The organism is Microbispora sp. ZYX-F-249, from assembly GCF_039649665.1.
Classification (GTDB): Bacteria; Actinomycetota; Actinomycetes; order Streptosporangiales; family Streptosporangiaceae; genus Microbispora; species Microbispora maris.
The window spans coordinates 99,240-114,222 of the sequence record NZ_JBDJAW010000017.1 but is presented as its reverse complement, the minus strand read 5'-3'; the positions used below and the strand labels follow the sequence as shown (position 1 = coordinate 114,222).

15 protein-coding genes are annotated in these 14,983 nt (G+C 72.6%); 7 read left to right on the top strand and 8 right to left on the bottom strand.

What is annotated here, in order from left to right:
• Window positions 1-23: 23 nt before the first annotated feature.
• Window positions 24-860: an ATP-grasp domain-containing protein gene (locus AAH991_RS21375; RefSeq protein ID WP_346227640.1), complete on the top strand. Its 837-nt coding sequence runs from the start codon at window positions 24-26 to the stop codon at window positions 858-860.
• On the opposite strand, the gene AAH991_RS21370 is transcribed toward AAH991_RS21375, so the two are convergent.
• The 5 genes from AAH991_RS21370 to AAH991_RS21350 all read right to left on the bottom strand — a co-directional run bounded on the left by AAH991_RS21370 (window position 850) and on the right by AAH991_RS21350 (window position 4,288).
• The gene (locus tag AAH991_RS21370; protein WP_346227639.1) at window positions 850-1,341 is read right to left on the bottom strand and encodes a TIGR00725 family protein; all 492 of its coding nucleotides are present in this window, start codon (window positions 1,339-1,341) and stop codon (window positions 850-852) included. The genes AAH991_RS21375 and AAH991_RS21370 overlap by 11 nt on opposite strands.
• A 9-nt stretch (window positions 1,342-1,350) precedes the next feature.
• Window positions 1,351-2,112 (bottom strand): SDR family oxidoreductase, encoded by a 762-nt coding sequence (locus AAH991_RS21365; protein ID WP_346227638.1) that lies wholly within the window; start codon window positions 2,110-2,112, stop codon window positions 1,351-1,353.
• A gap of 32 nt (window positions 2,113-2,144) precedes the next feature.
• Window positions 2,145-2,678, bottom strand: a complete 534-nt coding sequence (locus tag AAH991_RS21360; protein WP_346227637.1) for a flavin reductase family protein — start codon at window positions 2,676-2,678, stop codon at window positions 2,145-2,147.
• A 72-nt stretch (window positions 2,679-2,750) separates the two neighbouring features.
• Window positions 2,751-3,689, bottom strand: coding sequence for a glycoside hydrolase family 113 protein (locus tag AAH991_RS21355; RefSeq protein ID WP_346227636.1), 939 nt, complete (start codon window positions 3,687-3,689; stop codon window positions 2,751-2,753).
• Window positions 3,689-4,288, bottom strand: coding sequence for a TetR/AcrR family transcriptional regulator (locus tag AAH991_RS21350; protein WP_346227635.1), 600 nt, complete (start codon window positions 4,286-4,288; stop codon window positions 3,689-3,691). The genes AAH991_RS21355 and AAH991_RS21350 overlap by 1 nt, the downstream gene beginning before the upstream one ends.
• 549 nt (window positions 4,289-4,837) lie before the next feature.
• Between AAH991_RS21350 and AAH991_RS21345 the strand changes: the two genes are divergently transcribed.
• From AAH991_RS21345 to AAH991_RS21335, 3 genes are all read left to right on the top strand, one after another.
• On the top strand, window positions 4,838-5,590 hold the full coding sequence (locus AAH991_RS21345; protein ID WP_346227634.1) for a GntR family transcriptional regulator: 753 nt from the start codon (window positions 4,838-4,840) through the stop codon (window positions 5,588-5,590).
• Between the two features lie 216 nt (window positions 5,591-5,806).
• On the top strand, window positions 5,807-6,493 hold the full coding sequence (locus AAH991_RS21340; protein WP_346227633.1) for a GNAT family N-acetyltransferase: 687 nt from the start codon (window positions 5,807-5,809) through the stop codon (window positions 6,491-6,493).
• A gap of 51 nt (window positions 6,494-6,544) precedes the next feature.
• Complete coding sequence (locus tag AAH991_RS21335; RefSeq protein WP_346227632.1) at window positions 6,545-7,225, top strand: copper homeostasis protein CutC; 681 nt, start codon at window positions 6,545-6,547, stop codon at window positions 7,223-7,225.
• Between the two features lie 6 nt (window positions 7,226-7,231).
• Here AAH991_RS21335 and AAH991_RS21330 read toward each other — a convergent pair whose 3' ends face one another.
• Together AAH991_RS21330 and AAH991_RS21325 are read right to left on the bottom strand one after the other, a co-directional pair.
• Entirely contained in the window at window positions 7,232-8,815 is a 1,584-nt protein-coding gene (locus AAH991_RS21330) for an FAD-dependent oxidoreductase (RefSeq protein ID WP_346227631.1), read from the bottom strand.
• Window positions 8,816-8,898: 83 nt separating this feature from the next.
• Window positions 8,899-10,089: a DUF6986 family protein gene (locus tag AAH991_RS21325; protein WP_346227630.1), complete on the bottom strand. Its 1,191-nt coding sequence runs from the start codon at window positions 10,087-10,089 to the stop codon at window positions 8,899-8,901.
• A 199-nt stretch (window positions 10,090-10,288) separates the two neighbouring features.
• Here AAH991_RS21325 and AAH991_RS21320 point away from each other — a divergent pair, with 199 nt between their 5' ends.
• The gene (locus tag AAH991_RS21320; protein ID WP_346227629.1) at window positions 10,289-10,933 is read left to right on the top strand and encodes an NYN domain-containing protein; all 645 of its coding nucleotides are present in this window, start codon (window positions 10,289-10,291) and stop codon (window positions 10,931-10,933) included.
• 12 nt (window positions 10,934-10,945) lie between these two features.
• Here AAH991_RS21320 and AAH991_RS21315 read toward each other — a convergent pair whose 3' ends face one another.
• A complete protein-coding gene (locus tag AAH991_RS21315) occupies window positions 10,946-12,268 on the bottom strand; it encodes an FAD-dependent oxidoreductase (protein ID WP_346227628.1) in 1,323 nt (440 codons plus the stop codon).
• Between the two features lie 224 nt (window positions 12,269-12,492).
• Here AAH991_RS21315 and AAH991_RS21310 point away from each other — a divergent pair, with 224 nt between their 5' ends.
• Both AAH991_RS21310 and AAH991_RS21305 read left to right on the top strand, forming a co-directional pair.
• Complete coding sequence (locus tag AAH991_RS21310) at window positions 12,493-13,020, top strand: hypothetical protein (RefSeq protein WP_346227627.1); 528 nt, start codon at window positions 12,493-12,495, stop codon at window positions 13,018-13,020.
• Window positions 13,021-13,194: 174 nt separating this feature from the next.
• Complete coding sequence (locus AAH991_RS21305; protein WP_346227626.1) at window positions 13,195-14,946, top strand: proline--tRNA ligase; 1,752 nt, start codon at window positions 13,195-13,197, stop codon at window positions 14,944-14,946.
• The last annotated feature ends 37 nt before the right edge of the window (window positions 14,947-14,983 follow it).

Here is a 14,983-nt window from a genome sequence, read left to right as displayed (position 1 = left end):
GATGACATGCGGATGGGAGCGTCATGAAGGTCGCCTACGTCACCACTGACCACCCGGCGGCCGAGCTGGACGACGAGCGGGAGATCGCCCTCGCCGCCTGGCTCGGCGCCGGCATCGAGGGCTCGCCGGTGAACTGGCACGACCCCCGCGTCGACTGGTCGGACTTCGACGCGGCGGTGGTGCGGTCCCCATGGGACTACATCGACCGTCGTGACGAGTTCGTCGCGTGGGCCCACCGGGTGGAGTCGGTCACGCGGCTGTTCAACCCGGCACAGGTGATCGAGTGGAACACCGACAAGACCTATCTGCCTACGCTCGGCGTGCCCACCGTTCCCACCCACTGGCCCACCCGGGGCGGCGACCCCGGTGCGGACCTGCCCGGCTGGGACGAGTACGTGGTCAAGCCCGCCGTCTCGGCGGGGGCCCGCGACACCGTCCGCACCGCGGACCGGGACGCCGCCGCCGGTCACGCGGCGAAGCTGCTCGCCGAGGGCCGCACGGTCATGGTCCAGCCGTACGTCCCGTCCGTCGAGCAGGAGGGGGAGCTGTCGCTGCTGTACTTCGGCGGGCAGTTCAGCCACGCCGTACGGCGGCACCCCATGCTCGCGGGTGTGGCGGAGACCCGGGAGAACCGCGCCACCCTGCGCGACCCGGACGACGACCAGTTCGCCCTCGCCGAGCGGGTCCTGGCCGCGGTGCCGCCCAACCTGCTGTACGCCCGGGTGGACCTGGTGCGGATGCCGGACGGCGAGCCGGTCCTGATCGAGCTGGAGCTCACCGAGCCCTACCTGTTCCTGCGGGACGAGCTGGCCGCGCCGGACCTGTTCGCCGAGACCCTCGCCGAGATGCTCAAGGGCTGAGCGGGCCCGCCCGTCCCGCGGCGGCCAGCGCCAGCCGTACGGCCTCGGCCGGATCGGCGGCGGCCACCGGACCGGGCACCGGGCGGCCCCCGGCGTCGAGGACCCGCCAGCCGCCGAGGGTGATCACGGGCGTGCCGCCCCGCTGGGCGAGGGCCAGCTCGGACAGCGTGCCCCAGGAGCCGCCCACGACGACGACCGCGTCGGCGGCCCGCACGATCAGCGCGTTGCGGGCCTCGCCCAGGCCGGTGGGCAGGGCCACGGTGAGGTCCGGGCTCGCCCCGGACCGGTCCCGCCCGGACAGGACGCCGACCGCGACGCCGCCGGCCTCCCGGGCGCCCGCCGCGGCGGCGGCCATCACCCCGCCGTACCCGCCGCACAGCACGACCGCGCCGTGCTCGGCCAGCAGACGGCCCACGGCGCGGGCCGCCTCGGCCTCCTGCGAGGTGCACTCGCCCGGCCCGCACACCGCGACCTGCCACATGCCCGTCCCCTACCCGTGGGTGGAGATCCCGCCGTCCACCGGGATCACCGCACCGGTCAGGTACGACCCGGCGCGTGAGGCGAGGAAGATGGCCGCCCCCGCCATGTCGTCGGGCCTGCCGATCCGGCCGAGCGGAACGCCGCTCTCGATCGCGCCGCGCATCTGGGGGTCGTCGAGCGCGAAGGCCATCATCTTCGACTCGAACGGCCCGGGCGCGATCGCGTTGACCGTGATCGACTCCCGGGCGAGCTGGTGGGCCAGGTGCCGGGTGAGCATGTGGACGCCCGCCTTGGCCGCCGAGTACGCGTAGTTCTCCATGAACGGCACGCGGAGCCCGTCGATCGACCCGATGTTGATCACCCGTGCCGGGTCGTCGGGCGACGCGGCGGCGCGCAGCAGCGGCAGGAAGCGGCGGGTGAGGAAGAACACGCCCTTGACGTTGATGTCCCAGAGCTTGTCGAAGGCGTGCTCGGGGTACTCCTCCAGCGGCGCGCCCCAGCTCGCCCCCGCGTTGTTGACGAGCACGTCGAGGCTGCTGTCCCGCTCCGACACGGCATGCGCCAGCGCCTCGACGCCGTCGGGGGTGGACAGGTCCGCCTGTACGGCGTGGCAGCCCAGCTCGGCGGCCGTGGCCTCCAGCTCGTCCTTCTTCCGTGAGGAGATGTAGACGGTGGCGCCCGCGTCGAGGAACCCCCGCGCGATCATCTTCCCGATGCCCCGGGACCCGCCCGTGACGACGACCGTCTTGCCTTCCACCGAGAACAGAGTCATGCGGGCAGCATACCGACCGGTCGGTTCCGGCGTCAGGAGCGGAACCCCCCGTACGCGCCCCGGAAGAACACCAGAGGGCCGCCGTCGTCGTGCCGGTCCAGTCCGGTGACCCGGGCGACGACGATCACGTGGTCGCCGGCGGGGTGCTCCACGTCCACGACGCAGTCGATCCAGGCGAGCGCGCCGTCCAGGACGGGGGCGCCGCCGGGGGACAGGGCCCACGACAGATTCGCGAACTTGTCCCCGCCCGGGGCGGCGAGCCGCTCGCACGCCTCCCGCTGCTGTTCGGCGAGCACGTTGACGCACACGCTCGCGGCGGCCCTCAGCCGCGGCCAGCTCGTGCTGTCGCCCGAGACGCAGAACGCCACCAGCGGCGGGTCGAGGCTCACCGACGTGAAGGAGTTGACGGCCAGGCCGCACGGTTCCCCGGTCAGCGTGTCGATCGCGGTGACGGCCACGACGCCCGTGGCGTACCTGCCGAGGACGTTCCTGAAGTGCTGGGCATTGACGGCCGGAATCCTCCTGGCGCCGTCATGGCCGACCCTCCGGGACACAGGGATGCTCATCGCGCGGGCGCCTCCTCAGCCGGAACTCCCCATGAGACTCAAGGAGGGCCGGAGGCGATGCATTCCCCTGAGCTAGGGGTTCGCGTAGCGGGCGGCCATCGTGTGGAAGACCTCTCTGGGCTTCCAGGTGGTCGGGTCCAGCATCTCGACGACGCCGTAGGAGCCGAGGGCGGCACGTCCCGTGCGGTTGTAGCCGGCGAAGGTGAACCAGAAGGAGGCGTCGACGCCCGCCTCCTCGAAGGCGTCCGTCAGCTCGGTGAAATAGCGGACCTGCTCGGTCTCGTCGCGGACGGCGCCCGCGGGGACCGTCCAGGCCATGCCGCCGAGGTCGCCGGCTCCCGCGTAGGGACAGGTGCCGAACTCCGTCACGGCCACCGGCTTGCCGTGGCTGAAGAGGCCGCGCAGCTCGTCGGTGAAGTGGGCGGCGTTGTACGCGGCGCGGTAGGCGTCCACGCCGACCAGATCGAACGGGGCCCAGTCGACGAACTCCCAGGGGCCCGCGGCATACGTCACCCGGCCGCCGAAGTGCCTCCTGGACACCGCGGCCGCCTCGCCCAGGAAGGCGTTGAAGCGCTCCATCACCGGGGCGATCGCCTGCCACCAGGTCAGGTCCGCGCCGGTCATGGCGGCGAGCCGGTCCTCGTAGGTGGCCCCGGGCAGGAACCCGTGGCCGAAGGCACTGGTCTCGCAGCCGGGAACGAAGACGACCTCGGCGCCGGCCCGCCGCACGGCCTCGGCCCGCTGGGCGCAGTCGGCGTACAGGGCGAGCATGTCGGAAGCGCCCAGGTCGACGGGGAAGGGCGAGAACCACACCTCGAGACCCGCCTCGGCGGCCAGTTCGGCGGCGAGCGAGAGCCGCTCGGGCGTGCCGCCGGTGATGCGCACGGCGGTGCAGTGCAGCTCGCCGGCGATGACCCGGATGTCGCGCTCGACCGCCTCCGGGTGCCACTGCGGCCGGCTGGCGTCGCCGGGCAGGAAGCCGGTGTCGTAGGTGACTCCTCGTACGCGCATCAGTTCTCCTCTCCGCCGAAGGCCCGCTCCAGCAGGTCGAACGCGAGATCGAGGTCACCGCCGACGAGCCTGCCCGCCGCCGGCGGGGGCATGCCGTCCGTCAGGCGCTGGAAGAACGTCTCCTGGACGGTGCCGACCGCGGTGACGATGTGCGCGGCCATCAGCCGGACGCGCATGTCGTCCGGTTCGCCGGCCTCTATGAGGGCCTTGACCAGGGCCGCCACCTGCTCGCCGCGGAAGCGGCTGACGCCGGCGATGAGCGCGGGGCTCTGCTGGATGACCCGCACCATGGTGCGCAGCCCGGGGACGTGGGAGTCCGCGGGCTCGGCGACGGCTTCGCGATAGTGCTCGCGCAGTGCGCGCAGCGGCGTGCGGTCCGGCGCGCGCTCGGCGACGACCCGCGCGAGGTCGTCGTCGAGCACGTGCAAGACCAGGGATTCCTTGGTCGGGAAGTAGTTGAACAGGGTCGCCTTAGCGACCCCGGCCGCCTCGGCGACCTCGTTGACGGTCACCGCGTCGAACCCCCGCTCGGCGAACAGCCGCATCGCCGCGTCCGCGATGTGGGCTCTGCGCCGGGCTCGTTTCTCTTCGGCGATCACATGGGGAGCATACATGGACCAGGTTCAGAAATGAACCCGGTTCAAAATTGCTGCCGGCGAGGTCGGCACGCCATCGCACCATCTAACGGTGGCGCGTCCTGGCGGGCGTGGGGGACCCGCCAGGACGCGCTCCGCCCCGGCGCGAGACCTCGACCCCGGCGAGGGTTGGGGTCGAGACCTCGTTCATTCGCACGGAGTCCGTGGGGAGCGGCCGTCCTCGTCCGGCCGCTCGGGGGTGCGGTGGTACCGCGCGTTCGGGCACGTCACGCCATTTCCGCGCAAGGCGGTCATGCCGGTGGATACCGACAGCTCTGACATGTCGTTCCCGTCGCTCTGATAGGTCTGGTCTCTGGCAGGTCCGGGCTCGGGGTCGCGGCAGAGCGAGTTCGGCGTTCTCGCACGGGCCGCCCTCACGGGCCCACCTCCATTGGATGGATTTGTACCAACGTTTGGATAATGCGCGGCTGGGTGGGCTCAGGTCAAGGGGTTGTTTCCCGGTAGACCGAGATCCTCTAGATTTGTTGGAACAAAAGGGTGGATTGAGGAAAGATGGCACGATCGTCGCTCTACCAGCAGGTGGCCGCTGAGGTGCGCAGGGCCATCTACGCGGGCGAACTCGCGCCGGGCGACCAGATCCCGACCGAGGCCGACCTCATGGAGGCGCACGGCGTCAGCCGCAACACCGTACGGCTGGCACTGGGCGAGCTGGAGAACGAGGGTCTCATCCTGCGGATGCGCCGGCGTGGAACGTTCGTACGCGAGCGCCGCCCCCTCCTCATGCGCCCCCAGGACGAGTTCCTCCCGTACGACCAGGAGGAGCCGCGGTTCGACACGTTCGTCCACGCGGTCCGCTCCGAGGGCCGTACGGCGGACCAGAGGATCGAGGTCTCGATCGTCGAGCCGCCCGAGGACGTGGCCACCCGCCTCGCCCTCGCCGACGGCGCCCTGGCCGTCGTGCGCCGGCGGCTGCGCTTCGTGGACGGCCAGCCGTACAACACGCTGGACTCCTACTTCCCCCTGGAGATCGTGGGGGACTCCGAGATCGCCCGGCCCGGCGACATCACGCGCGGGGCCAACCGGGTGCTGGAGGAGCTGGGACACCTCCAGGTCCGCGTGATCGACGACCTCTCGGCGCGCATGCCGACCTCGGACGAGTCGTCACGGCTCCAGCTGGAGCCCGGCACACCGGTCGTCGTCCACACCCGGGTCGGCTACGACGCCGACGACACGCCCGTACGCGTCGCCGTGTCCGTGCTGCCCGCAGACAAGCATCTGATCCGATACGAGCTGGAACGTCATTGACGAGGCCCGGACGCCCCCTCGGCTGAGCGGGTGTCCCAGGCCGCCGGGCCCTCCTCCGGGGGGCCGTTCCCGCGATTCCCGTCCTGACCCCGGCAGGGGACCGCGCCGGACCCGCGCGCCCTGACGCGGCCCGCCGTCTCCGGACGGACGCTGTACGGCATCCCGCCGTCACTCACAGTGATCGAATCGCCGCCGTCGGCACGAAAGGAATCAGGCATGCCCGCGAACACCCTGGATCTTGTTACGGAACTCACGCTGCGTCGCGCCGCCCCCGCCGATCTGCAGGGCGTCCTCACCCTGCTGGCGCGCACCGCCGGGTGGCTGAACGGCCTCGGCGTGCGACAGTGGCCCGCCGGGGGCTTCCCGGCCGGGCGCATCGAACCGCTCATCGGCGAGGGGGTCATGTACGTCCTGGACGCCGGTGAGGACGCCGAAGACGACTCCGGCGTCCGGGTGCCGGCGGCCACGATCGCCGTGGACGGCCACGCCGACCCGGAGTTCTGGGCCCCCGCGGACCGGCCCGGCGACGCGCTCTACGTCCACAAGCTCGCCGTGAGCAGGCTCTACTCGGGACAGGGCCTGGGGGAGGCGCTGCTCGACTGGGCCGCCCTGCGGGCCGCCGTCCACGGCCGGCCCTACCTCCGGCTCGACTGCGCCAAGGACAACGCCCGCCTGCAGTCGTACTACCGGAGGGCGGGCTTCCGGCACGTCCGCACCGTCGACCTGCCGCACCGCGCCTCAGGCGCGCTGTTCGAGCGGGACGCCCCCGGAACGCTCCCGGCGGAGTCGTCCCACTCCCGCACGCCGGCGGTGCCGGTGGTGCCGGCCCCCCGTGAGGGACATGCCGCACAAGCCCGGAGAGTTCTTGACATCACTGCCCACAACGAGTTGATCGAGTGCTGAACAGGGCGGATGCCGTGAGGCGCCGCAAAGGGACCGGATACTGTTCACTTCATGACGGGATCCCTCCTTGAAGTGATCGCGCTCGACCTGCGTGACGCCGTGGCCGCCGAGGAGGGCGGGGCGGACCGCCTGGAAATCGTGTCCGACATGGACGCGGGCGGGCTCACCCCCTCGGCGGACCTCGTCGCGGCGATCGCGCGCGAGTGCGGGCTGCCGCAGATGGTCATGCTCCGCTGCAACGCCGGGTTCACCGTGACTCCGGACGAGCTCGACCGGCTGCGCGGCCACGTCAAGGAGCTCGCCGAGGCCGGCGCGGCGGGCTTCGTCTTCGGGTTCCTGTCCGAGGACGGGTCGGTCGACCGGGACGCGACGGACGCGCTGATCCACGCGGTCTCGCCGCTGCCCTGGACCTTCCACCGCGCCGTGGACCACGCCGCCGACGTGCGGGCCGCCTGGCGTGCCGTACGGCTGCTGCCGAACCTGGCGACCGTCCTCACGTCCGGTTCGCCCGAGGGCGTCGGCAGCGGCCTGGGGGTGTTACGCGCGCGGGCCGAGGCGGGCGACGCCTCGCTGATGCTCGCGGGCGGCGGCCTGCGCGAGGAGCACGTCCCGGTGCTGCTCGACTACGGCGTCCGGGCCTTCCACGTGGGCACCGCCGTACGGGGCTCGTGGCGGGAGCCGGTCGACCCGGACCGGGTCAGGCGCTGGCGCGGCATCGTGGACCGGTTCTGACGCTCTTCACACGCGGCGGCGGGCGACGAGGACGGCGTCGCGGATCGTGACCTCGCGCCCCTCCTGGTCGGTGGCCGTGCGCGGCCGGGCGTCGGCCGCCGCGACCTCCCAATGGGCCGGGTCGAGCGAGGCCGCGACCTCCTCGGCGGTGAACATCATCTGCGGGAAGTGCATCCGCCGGGCCGTGGTCAGCAGGTCGGACGGGTGGTGCCCGACGATCAGCAGGGTGCCGCCCGGAGCCACCGCGGCGGCCAGCCGGGCGAACAGCTCCCGCCTGTCCTCGCCCGGCAGGTGCATGTACTGCGCCGAGACCAGGTCGTAGGCGCCCTCGGGAAGGGCGTGGTCGCGCAGGTCCGCGTGCAGCCACTCGACGCGGCCCGCCACGTCCGCACCCGCCTCGGCGGCGTGGGCGGCGGCCCGCTCCAGCGCCGTGGCGGAGATGTCGGCCCCCGTCACCCGCCAGCCCCTCGCGGCGAGCCAGACCGCGTCGGCGCCCTCGCCGCTGCCGACGTCGAGGGCCCGGCCCGGCGGCAGCCCGGCGGCCTCGGCGACGAGCTGGGGATTCGGCTGCCCGCTCCAGACCGCCGGCCGGGAGCGGTAGCGCTCCTCCCAGGCGGCCTCCTCGACCATCGTGCTCATCTGGTCCCGGTAGGCGTCGACGGCCTCCCGGGTCTCCTCCGCGATGAGATCCATGTTGATCGCCGCACCGGCGGCCAGGCCCGCCGCGGCGGACGCGACGACCACGGCACGCACGTCCGTCACGTTCCCCGCCACGTAGACGCCGGGTACGGCGGTCGCCCCGGTCGGCTCCGCGGCGATCCGGGTGCCGGCCACGTGTCCGCCGATCTCCACCTCGACCGGCTTGAGCCCGAGCGACTCCAGCACCCCGGATCGCGCGGTGAGCGGCGCGGCGACGACGAGCGCGTCGAGCGCGACGACCTCGCCCGAGGCCAGCCGCGCCCCGGTGAGCGCGTCGCCGGTCACCTCGATCGCCGTGACCGGGCCCTCGGCGACGGGGATCCGGCGCGCGGCGAGCCGCTCGGCCTCCTCGTCGGACAGCGCGGGGAGCCGGTGGGCCAGGAACACCACGTCCTGGCTCCACTGCCGCCACAGCAGCGCCTGTTCGACGGAGAGCGGCCCGGTGGCCAGCACCCCGATCCGCCGGTCGCGGACCTCCCAGCCGTGGCAGTACGGGCAGTGCAGCACGTCGCGGCCCCACCGCCCGGCCAGCCCGGGCACGCCGGGCAACTCGTCGACGGCTCCGGTCGCCACCAGTAGCCGCCGGGCCCGTACGGCGCGGCCGTCGTCCAGCGTCACGAGGAAGCCGTCGTCCTCCCGCGCAGCGGTCTCGGCCCGCCCCGCGACGACCTCGACGCCGTACCGGATCACCTCCTCCCGCCCGGCCGCCAGCAGCTCGGCGGGCGGCGTGCCGTCCCGGCCGAGGAAGTTGTGCATGTGCCCGGCAGGCGCGTTGCGCGGCTCTCCGGCGTCCACCACCAGCACCGACCGCCGTGCCCGCCCGAGCGCCAGGGCGCCGCTGAGCCCGGCGGCGCCGCCGCCCACCACGACCACGTCGTACTTCTCGCTCACCTGTGCCTCCCGTTTTCGGCTTGTGCGCAACAGTGCGGCACGGCCGGTGAACACGGCAAGCAATATTGCCGATACGGCAAATCTCAGCAGAGCGCCCGGTCGGCCCGGGCCAGCGCCGCGACGAGCGTCCTGATCGTCGCGGGCTCGTCGAGCACGCCCCCCGCGGCCGTACGCCGCTCCTGCCAGGCGCGCACCCGGTCGGCGTACTTCTCGTAGCAGGCGAGGTGGAACGCGTACACCGTCGTGAAGCGGCTGACGAGGTGCGCGGGATGCATGTCCCAGCCCTGGTAGAAGCCGTGAGCCAGCGAGTGCGACACCAGCGCCGAGTGCCTGCGCAGCAGGGCGTGCACGTCGGCAGCCGCGTCCGAGGCCGGGGCCGCGGCCAGGGAGCCGTCCGACAGCTCCACGCCCGTCCCCGACAGCGCCGTCTGCATGACGTGCCGCGCGTGGTCGCAGGCCGGATGGTCGAGCCGCTGCTCGTCCGGCGGCAGCCCGAGCGCGGCGGTGTAGTCGAACACCCCGAAGTGGGCGGCCGCCAGCCGCCCGCCCAGCGAGGGCACGAGGCCGGCCGAGCGCTGGAGCATGAGCACGGTCTGCGGAGCCTCCACCTGCATCTCGAAGCGCAGCGTGCCGGCGGGCAGGTGCAACGCCCGCTCCAGCGCCTCCAGGCAGCCGGCGAACTGGCGCAGGTAGTCCTCCATCAGGACCTTGGGGAACGTGACCGTGAACCCGCCGGGCAGTTCGCCGGCGCGCCGCACGACCCCGGTCAGGAACCCGTCGAGCGTGCGCACCGAGCGCAGGGGGTCGCCGTCGGCGAACGACTTCACCCGCAGCCCCCACCTGCGGGGCAGCGTGCCCGCCGCGTGCATCGCGGCCACCGCCGCCGCCGCCGACTCGGTGTGCCGGTCCTCCTCCTCCGGGGAGCGCGGGCCGTACCCGTCCTCGAAGTCGATCCGCAGGTCCTCGATGGGCTCGGCGTGCAGCTTCCTGCGTACGCGGTCGTGCACGGGCTGGGCCAGGTCGGGGTCGAGCCCGAACAACGCGGCCAGCTCGGCGGGGGTGAACAGGAGCCGGTGGAGCAGGTCGGTCGCGGCGTGCCGCCACTGCTGGACGATCTCCGCCGTCACCCGGTCCGCGGGCACGTACACGGTGTGCACCGGCTGCCACGCGGGTTCCCGTACGGGGAACCGGGCGAGCTGCTCGTCATAGGTGCCCGCGAAGCCGTCGAGCGGCCCGGCGAGCGATCCGTCTGGGCCGGTCAGCGTCGTCTCCATGGGGACGATCCTCGCAGACGCCTCCGCCACGGCGACGTCATCACGCAACGTCGCTGCACGACCACGTTCGGTTGGCTATTCTTTTCCTCGAACAGCCGATCGAACAGGTGAGCGGAAAAGAAACGGCCCCCTGCCGGGGGCCGTAGAGCCCTGGGACGTAACCCCGGGCGCGGTGACTCCATGTTAGGAGATGATGGCGGTGCGCGACAACCCCGTTCCCCAGGTCCTGCGTGTCGGGGTCTACGTGGACGGGTTCAACCTCTACTACGGGCTGCGCTCCCTGCGGGGACGCCGTTATCTCTGGCTCGATCTCCACGCGTTGGCGTGCCGGCTGCTGAGGCCCGGGCAGACGCTGGCGGCCGTCCGCTACTTCAGTGCGCACGTGCGCGGCGAACCGGCCGCGCTGCTACGGCAGAAGACCTACCTCGCGGTCCTGGAGACCCTCGGGGTCGAGGTGGTGCTCGGGCGTTTCCAGGAGCAGCGGGCCTCCTGCCGGGCCTGCGGCGTCTCCTGGAAGACCTACGAGGAGAAGCAGTCCGACGTCGCGCTGGCCGCCGCGATGGTCGGCGACGTCGCCCTCGACCGGGTGGACATGGTGCTGCTGCTGTCGGCCGACTCCGACCTGTGCGCGGCCATCGAGGCGGTGCGCCGGGTGGACGCCAGGCGCGGCGGCAAGACCAGGGTCGTCGCCGTCTTCCCGCCCGGCAGACGCTCCGACGGCCTGCGCCTCGCCAGTGACGCATGGTTCCCCCTCGGCGAGGCGCTCATCCGGCAGTCGCAGCTTCCCGAGCTCGTGCCCGGCCGCGACGGCGCGCGCTACCACCGGCCGGCCCACTGGTCCTGACCGGGACGACCGTCAGGAGGTGCTGCCCGGCCGGGCGAGCCTGCCGCACGCGCCCAGCATCGCGTCCCTGCCCACCAGCTTCACCCGCTCGCCTCTCCGCAGGCTGCCGGCCAGCGAGGTCTCCGCGGCCTCGATAGCGAGCCAGTCCTCGTACGTCACCGGGCTCAGCCCGCGCGCGGCGAGCAGATCGTCCAGCCGTGCGGTCGCGGTGCCCGGCACCGCCTCGGCGAGCAGCGTGCGCACGGTCTCGGCCGCGTCGGACTTGTTGGTCCCGATCACGCCCGTCGGCCCCCGCTTGAGCCAGCCCGCGACGTACTGCCGGTCCGCCACTCTGCCGGCGACGTTCGGCACCGTCATCGTCCCCGGGTCGAACGGCACCCCGGGCAGCGCCACGCTCTGGTAGCCCACCGAGCGCATCACCATGTCCGCCGGGATCGTCTCGTACTCGCCCGTCCCGACGACCCGGCCGTCCTCCAGCCGGGTCCGCTCCAGCCGTACGCCCTCGACCCGGGACACGCCGAGGATCTCCACCGGACGCAGCCAGAACCGCACCTCAAGGCGCCGGGGCCGGTCGGCCGGCTTGCGCTCCGACCACGACCGCAGGACGTCCACATTGCCCTTGACCTGCCGCGACAGCGTGGTCAGGTCGGCGACCGCGATCTCGTCGGGAAAGGTGAGGACGTCGGCGTTCAGCAGCTCGCCGAGCTCGCGCAGCTCCTTCAGGGTGAACTTCGCGTGCTCGGGGCCGCGCCGGCCGACCATGTGGATGCGCTTGACCCGCGAGGCGGCCAGCCGGTCGAGCACCTCCTCGGGCACATCGGTGCCGCGCAGCTCGTCCGCGCTCTTGGCCATGATCCGCACCACGTCCACGGCGACGTTGCCGACGCCGATGACGACGACGTCCTCCACGTCGAGGGAGAAGGCGTCCGGCGGCACGTCCGGGTGGCCGCAGTACCAGTTGACGAAGTCGGTCGCGGCGACGCTGCCCGGCAGCTCCTCGCCGGGGACGCCGAGGTGCCTGTCCACCATCGCCCCGGTGCAGTACACGACGGCGTCGTAGCAGGACAGCAGGTCGTCCGCGGACAGGTCCGCGCCCAGCTCGACGCCGCCGAGGAAGCGGACCCCCGGGGTCTCCAGCACCCTGCGCAGGTAGCCGGCGATCGACTTGATCGACGTGTGGTCGGGCGCGACGCCGTACCTGACGAGCCCGTACGGCGTGGGCAGGCGTTCGAGGACGTCCACCTCGACGGGATCGTGCGACTGCTTGACCAGCGCCTCGGCCGTGTAGATGCCGGCCGGGCCCGACCCGACGATCGCGACGCGCAGTGTCACCATGGCCTCCAGGCACAGGCGGAGCTTCTACCTGTGATTCTTTATCATCGCGAGCACGCCCTGCCAGGGGTACGCCATGCCGTGCACCTCATGCGGATCCGTGTTGTGATGATTCGCGGGGTTGCGGGGGAGCGGCGGCCGCGATCAAAGTGATGGCCGTGGGCTCTGGGGCTAAAAGACGGGGAAACCCGCGGACGAGAAGGCCGGGCGGTGGCACCCTCCCTGACATGAGGGGACTCCGCGGGGGGCGGGACGAGCCCGGGGCCTCACCGGCCACGGCCTACGGCCCGCAGAACGGTCATGACGACGACGGCGGCGACGCGCCGCCGTACGGCTCCGGCCCGGACGGGCTCAGGTACGAGGCGCTGGGACGGGTCATGGCCGCCCTGTCCGGGGAGGCCGAGACGCTCGAGGCGTGCCGCGACCTCACCTGGTGGCGGGGCACCGGCCTGTCCTGGCACATCGAGTGGCGGGACGGCCCGTACGCCGCCGAGGTGGCGGCGCTGCTCATGGAGCGGATCGGCGACCCGGGGCCGCAGAGCGTGCCGGCGGCCCCCGCGGGCCCGGCGACCACCTCGACGGCGATGCTGAACGTGATGGGCGTGACCTTCGTGCTGCGGGCCATCGACCCGTCCGGCATGGAACGGCACCGGACCAGGGCCGGTCTGTGGCGGCTGTCGGCGGCGCTGGACGGCGGCCCGGTCGGCACGGGAGGGCGGTCGCGCCGGCACTGGGAGGAACTGCTCGGAGGCTGAGCCGGCCCCGCCGTCGTTTACGTGAGGCGCTGAGGGTCCCGGAGTCGATAGCCTTGAGAGCACATCGTCTTCGTCTCGTCTCTCAGGTCGTCTCCGAGGATCCGCGAGGAGTTCCGCGTCGCGGGCCCCGAGGAGGCGCCCCCCGGCGAGACCTCTCACGAGCAAGGAGTAGCCGTGCTGCTGCGTATGTCGACCCTGTTCCTGCGCACCCTGCGTGAGGATCCGGCGGACGCGGAAGTGCCGAGCCACAAGCTGCTCGTCCGCGCCGGCTACATCCGCCGGGTCGCGCCCGGCATCTACTCCTGGCTGCCGCTCGGCAAGATCGTGCTCGAGAACGTCGCGCGGGTCGTGCGCGAGGAGATGGACCGGATGGGCGCGCAGGAGGTGCTCTTCCCCGCGCTGCTGCCCAGGGACTTCTACGAGCCCACGGGCCGCTGGACCGAGTACGGCGACACGCTGTTCCGGCTGAAGGACCGCAAGGGCGCCGACTATCTCCTGGGGCCGACCCACGAGGAGATGTTCACCGACATGGTGAAGGGGGAGTACTCCTCCTACAAGGACTATCCCGTCACCCTCTACCAGATCCAGACGAAGTACCGCGACGAGGCCCGGCCCCGGGCCGGCATCCTGCGGGGCCGCGAGTTCGTCATGAAGGACTCCTACTCCTTCGACCTCGACGACGACGGTCTCAAGCGGTCCTACGAGATGCACCGCGAGGCGTACATCCGCATCTTCGAGCGCCTCGGCATCGACTACAAGATCTGCTTCGCGATGTCGGGAGCCATGGGCGGGTCGGCCTCCGAGGAGTTCCTCGCCCCCTGCCCGACCGGTGAGGACACCTTCGTGGCCTGCCACAACTGCGGATACGCGGCCAACGCCGAAGCCGTCGTCACGCCCGCGCCGCCCGCCGTCACCGCCGCGCATCCGCCCATGCAGGTGCTGGACACGCCCGACACCCCGACGATCGAGTCGCTGGTGACGTACGTCAACGAGCACCACGGCCTCGGCATCACCGCCGCGGACACGCTGAAGAACCTCGTCGTCAAGGTCCGCACGCCGGGCTCCGACGAGGTCAAGACGGTGATCATCGGGGTGCCCGGCGACCGCGAGGTCGACTTCAAGCGCCTGGAGGCGGCGCTCTCACCCGGCGTGCCGGAGATCTTCGAAGCCGAGGACTTCGCCCGCCACCCCGGCCTGGTGCGCGGCTACATCGGCCCGCAGGTGCTCAGGGACCTCGGGATCACCTACCTGGTCGACCCGCGCGTGGTGGAGGGCTCGGCCTGGGTGACGGGCGCCAACGAGCCGGGCAGGCACGCCGCGCACGTGGTCGCGGGCCGCGACTTCCGGCCCGACGGCACGATCGAGGCCGCCGAGGTGCGGGCGGGCGACGCCTGCCCCCGCTGCGCCCAGCCGCTGTCGATCGACCGCGGAATCGAGATCGGCCACATCTTCCAGCTCGGCCGCAAGTACGCCGACGCCGCCCAGCTCGACGCGCTCGGGCCCGACGGCAAGCCGATCCGCATCACGATGGGCTCGTACGGCGTCGGCGTCTCCCGGGCGGTGGCCGTGCTCGCCGAGCAGCGCCACGACCAGCTGGGCCTGGTCTGGCCCAGGGAGGTGGCGCCCGCCGACGTGCACATCGTCGGCACCGGCAAGGAGAACCAGATCGAGGTCGCCAGCCGGCTCGCCGAGACCCTCGAGGCGCGGGGCCTGCGGGTGCTCGTGGACGACCGTCCCGGGGTGTCGCCCGGCGTCAAGTTCAAGGACTCCGAGCTGCTCGGCCTGCCCACCGTCCTGATCGTCGGCCGGGGGCTGGCCAACGGCGTGGTCGAGCTGCGCGACCGGGTCACCGGCACCAAGGAGGAGATCCCGCTGGACGAGGCCGTCGACCGGGTCCTGACCGCCTGCCACCCCCACCCCGCGTGATCTTGTAGTTTGTCGCAGTGAGCCTGCCTGAGCTGGC

What these genes read in the sequence shown, in the direction of transcription:
- AAH991_RS21345 (WP_346227634.1), top strand. Translation starts at nt 4,838, where the DNA reads ATGGCACGATCGTCGCTCTACCAGCAGGTGGCCGCTGAGGTGCGCAGG.
- AAH991_RS21340 (WP_346227633.1), top strand. Translation starts at nt 5,807, where the DNA reads ATGCCCGCGAACACCCTGGATCTTGTTACGGAACTCACGCTGCGTCGC.
- AAH991_RS21315 (WP_346227628.1), bottom strand. Translation starts at nt 12,268, where the DNA reads ATGGTGACACTGCGCGTCGCGATCGTCGGGTCGGGCCCGGCCGGCATC.
- AAH991_RS21360 (WP_346227637.1), bottom strand. Translation starts at nt 2,678, where the DNA reads ATGAGCATCCCTGTGTCCCGGAGGGTCGGCCATGACGGCGCCAGGAGG.
- AAH991_RS21310 (WP_346227627.1), top strand. Translation starts at nt 12,493, where the DNA reads ATGAGGGGACTCCGCGGGGGGCGGGACGAGCCCGGGGCCTCACCGGCC.
- AAH991_RS21355 (WP_346227636.1), bottom strand. Translation starts at nt 3,689, where the DNA reads ATGCGCGTACGAGGAGTCACCTACGACACCGGCTTCCTGCCCGGCGAC.
- AAH991_RS21335 (WP_346227632.1), top strand. Translation starts at nt 6,545, where the DNA reads ATGACGGGATCCCTCCTTGAAGTGATCGCGCTCGACCTGCGTGACGCC.
- AAH991_RS21325 (WP_346227630.1), bottom strand. Translation starts at nt 10,089, where the DNA reads ATGGAGACGACGCTGACCGGCCCAGACGGATCGCTCGCCGGGCCGCTC.
- AAH991_RS21375 (WP_346227640.1), top strand. Translation starts at nt 24, where the DNA reads ATGAAGGTCGCCTACGTCACCACTGACCACCCGGCGGCCGAGCTGGAC.
- AAH991_RS21370 (WP_346227639.1), bottom strand. Translation starts at nt 1,341, where the DNA reads ATGTGGCAGGTCGCGGTGTGCGGGCCGGGCGAGTGCACCTCGCAGGAG.
- AAH991_RS21365 (WP_346227638.1), bottom strand. Translation starts at nt 2,112, where the DNA reads ATGACTCTGTTCTCGGTGGAAGGCAAGACGGTCGTCGTCACGGGCGGG.